This is a genomic window from Bacillota bacterium (genome assembly GCA_018818595.1).
Lineage (GTDB): Bacteria > Bacillota_I > Bacilli_A > Izemoplasmatales > Hujiaoplasmataceae > JAHIRM01.
In genome coordinates this window covers 1-4,371 of sequence record JAHIRM010000023.1, presented here as the reverse complement: position 1 = coordinate 4,371, position 4,371 = coordinate 1, and the positions used below count along the sequence as shown (strand labels likewise).

Annotated in this window: 4 protein-coding genes; all 4 read left to right on the top strand. The window is 31.5% G+C overall.

Translation table 11 applies throughout. The features are described from left to right. Positions 1 to 1,835 (top strand): AAA family ATPase (locus KJ971_04720; protein MBU1145142.1); only part of this gene is annotated, 1,835 nt, incomplete at its 5' end. Between the two features lies 1 nt (position 1,836). Beyond that, positions 1,837 to 3,174, top strand: coding sequence for a restriction endonuclease (locus KJ971_04715; protein ID MBU1145141.1), 1,338 nt, complete (start codon positions 1,837 to 1,839; stop codon positions 3,172 to 3,174). An 88-nt stretch (positions 3,175 to 3,262) separates the two neighbouring features. Continuing rightward, positions 3,263 to 3,811 (top strand): hypothetical protein, encoded by a 549-nt coding sequence (locus KJ971_04710; protein ID MBU1145140.1) that lies wholly within the window; start codon positions 3,263 to 3,265, stop codon positions 3,809 to 3,811. 132 nt (positions 3,812 to 3,943) lie between these two features. Further along, the coding region (locus KJ971_04705; GenBank protein MBU1145139.1) for a hypothetical protein at positions 3,944 to 4,371 on the top strand (428 nt) is incomplete at its 3' end.

Below are 4,371 nucleotides of genomic sequence, written 5' to 3'. Positions count from 1 at the left end.
CTGAAGCTGCCAAGCTAAAGGGTATCAATTTAACTTCCCAAGATTTCCAAAGTATTGAACAAAACAGAAAAGGTTTCAAAGAATTAACCGGTTTTGAATGTCTATTAATCAATAAAGGTATGGATAAAAAAGAATTTATTATACAATTACAAGGTTTCCTTAAAAACTTAAATAAAGAAACAAAAATACAGGATTGGAACTATATTGGAGTAACTGACATTGCTTACAATACTCCAGGAGGTAAGTGGGACAGTTTAAAACATAACGGCTATAGATTTGACTTAGGCAATAAATCCTATATTATTAGACCTGTAATTGAACAGACCAGTTTATATATTGTAATTGAAGCAATTCATAATCATTCTCAGCACATTAATTTTCAGCTTTCTGACAGCAACTATAAAATAAATAACGAATACGCTATCATTTATGAGAATTTTGTGATGACAGTTAAAGTTCGAATAAAAAATGAATTAGTAAAGAAAGCGATGTATGCTTCTGGATTTTCAAAAGAAGATATTATCTGTAAATTTCCTGTCAATAAACCTGATTTTAATGACATCATAAATTCATTACTGGAATGGGCAATTATTAGAGAAAAAGCCAGAGAAAAATTAAGAATGACCGACGATAGTAATGGCACAGATGTAGATGATCAAGTAAATTCTCATTCATTAAATCAAATTCTATATGGCCCTCCAGGTACAGGTAAAACATATAATAGCATTGATCAAGCAGTAGCAATTTCAGGTAACTTATCAGGTGATCATACTCAAAATAAAATAGAATTTGACCGTCTTAGAAAAGAAGGTCAAATTGAATTTGTTACTTTCCATCAGAATTACACCTACGAAGATTTCATGGTCGGAATAATTCCAGATATTACTTCAGGTAATCTTAGCTTTATGAAGAGAGAAGGAATTTTTAAGGTTATGGTTGATCGAGCCAAAAAAAATTGGTTAGCTGCTACAAACAAAATGTTTAAAGAAATCGATTTCAATTATGTCTTTAATAGTTTTTTCCAAAAACTTATTGACGAGGAAGTTGCAGAAGTTGAAATCCAAATGAAAAGCAAAGGGTATAAATTTAAAATAACCGGTATTGATGTAGAAGATGGAAGAATAAAATTCACAAAACAAAGTGGTGGAACAGGACATGATTTATTATTTAAAAATTTACAAGCTATCTATGAAGGTACTTTAGATTATGGAGATCAAGGCCTAGGAGTTTACTACTATCCACTGGTAGAGAAACTTAAAGAATTCTCCTCTACCCTGGAACCTGAAAGTGAAGCCGTAAAATTAAATAATTATGTACTTGTGATTGATGAAATCAATAGGGCAAATATTTCAAAAGTATTTGGTGAGTTAATTACTTTACTTGAAGATGATAAAAGGCTAGGAGAAGAAAATGAGCTCAAGATAACATTGCCGAATGGTGAGAAGGATTTTGGGGTGCCACCGAATCTATACATAATTGGTACTATGAACACAGCGGATAAATCAATTGCTTTAATTGACATTGCGCTACGTAGGCGATTTGAATTTATTGGTTATTATCCTTTGTATAAGGACTATGACATTGAGTCTATTAATCTATTAAAAGCCATCAATAAATCTATATTTGATAAAAAAAAGTCAGCTGATTATCTCATAGGTCATGCTTATTTTATGAAGAACCAACCCATTGAAAAAGTGTTAAATACCAAAATCATCCCACTACTCATGGAGTACTTCTCTGGTAAAACAGAAATTGTAAAAAGTATATTTGAAGGTTCAGGTTGGAACATAGACTATGACACAATAACATATTCTTGGAATATTTCTAAGTCATAGTATGATTACATTGTATGAATATGGAAATTGGGAGAATATCTCCAATAGAGGTACTCTAAAAAGGACTCTTCAAGAGATCTGGCAAAAGCGTCTTTTCGATGAAGAAGAAATGGTTCAGGATGAAGATGTTAAAGATAATCGTTACCAACCATTTTTACAATTTGATGGAAATCAAATTAGAGCTAAGAATTATGTAGGATTTATCCAAAATGGGGATGATGTAATTGAGATATTTCCAAAAGTATTTCGAAACATTAAGGATTCCGTAGAATATAAAAAATTGATGCTCCGCCATATTTTTTATTGGTTTCGATATTGTCGAAAATGGCGTTTCCCTGTTAATCAAGCTTCAATTGATAAAACTGACATAGATGAGTTTCCTGAGCTAATCATCAATTTAATCTCAAATCAGTTTCTTGAAACTATATCATCACATCCTCTGACAATGTATCAGGAGATTGAAGAAGCAATGCAAACACCAAGAGGCTCTATTAATTTTAAGAGATATGCGGCAAAGAGTTTGTCATATGGAAATTATAATCGTGTAGAATGTGATTATGAACCATTTCTTTTTGACAATAAGGTAAATCGTGCTATTAAATATTGTTCGCGCCTACTTTTAAACCTAACAAAATTTCACGAAAACCAAAGAATATTGCAAGAAGTCATTTTTATTTTGGATGAAGTGGATGATTTCCCTTGCACTATAAATGATATTGAGAGCATAACTATTAATTCCTTCTTCGAGGATTATTTATTTATATTAGATAGTTGTAAACTAATTCTGAGCCAGCAATTATACTCAAGTAACACTTATGACCTTTCACAATGGTGTTTGCTTTTTCCAATGGAGTATATATTTGAAGACTTTCTTGCTGGTTTTCTGAAAACTTGGTTCTCAGATGATTGGCATGTACACTATCAAAAATCTGATAGGTTTTTAGCTTTAAATAGTGAAGGGAAAAAGGTCTTCAATATGCAGCATGATATATTCTTAACCGCCAAAAATGAAACAAAACGCAAAATCATAATTGACACTAAATATAAGCTTCGTGATATAAATTATAAAAACGACATCAAAAAAGGAATATCCCAGCCAGACCTATATCAAATGGTGAGTTACGCATTTAAGAGAGGGTGTACCGATATTGTTTTAGTATATCCAAACCTTTCAGAAGAAACTAAAATGCCTGACAGTTTTGTAATTAGTTCAGGATTTGATGGAAATGAAACAATAAATGTTACCGCAATGGAAATACCATTTTGGACATTAATGAATTTCAATGAACTTGATACCAAACTAAAAGAAACAATCGCTATGAACTTAAATAGACTATGAACAAACTAGACAAAATTCAAATCCTTGCTTTCGATTACTTTGTTCAAATAATAAATCGAATTAAAATCATTGTTTATAAACTTATATTATGAAAACACCTAAACCTTATCGCATTTATAAAAACAACGTCAAGGCCTTTGTTTTAGGTTGTGACCCTACTGGATTTGATAAAAACAAAAACAGATTGGAATTTGAGTATGTATTTGATATAGGAGGCGATGGTCGTTATTTTGCCGGCATATTAGCTAATCTCAAAGAATTGGATTTGAATCTGAATGATATATATGTACAAAATCTAGTTACCTCTTATCAGGAGAAAGAAACAGCAAAAAATAAGGAATGGAACAAGATTGCTAATGCATTCATTGAAGAAAGGAAAAAAGAATTTGATAGCATTGATCCAAGTAAACAACAGCCTGTATTTTTAACCTCTGAATTGCTCTATAAAGTATTGCTTAATCAAAATCAAAAACGATTTACGGCAAAGGAATTATATGAAACAAAAGAAATAGTACCAGTTCCTTCCAATGCTAATCAATTGGGGCGTCCTCTAATTCCATTATACAGGCATTATGCTTATTCTCTAAAAACTAAACAAGAATATAAAAACCATTTAATAAATTATTTAACAACATGACAGACAACCATAGTAATACCCTAGGCCCCGCTGAGCGGAATTCCTGACTGCCGAAGCAGTAACGGGGCAGTTGAGATTGAAAAAATACCGCAAATAAAGAAATCTGAATAGAACACAAAAACATTAAAATCTATGCAATTTCATACAACATCTAGCACAGATATTTCACCTAAAGATGAGTCTCAGAAAAATACAGTTTTAAAAGGAAATAGAAAACGAAATAAAAAACCACGCGGTCGTTCAGTACTTAAATTTATCATTACTGCCATCTTCACGATTACCTTTGGTTTTGTAATAAACTATTTATGGTTGGAATACCAAAAACCAAATCTTAGCATTCAATTTTCAATAGGAACAGAGTATCGTCAAAATTCTTTTGAGAAAGATCAAACCATATATTACCAAGTGCTTACAGATAATTTACGTGATTGCATTGTAACAAGAGCTATGACTTCTGGAGATAACAGAGTATTTGGCAGGATAGACGAAACAGCGGAAGTATTCATAATCTTTATTATTAAAAATGACGGGAGATCTCATATTAACAAGTTTAGATTAGG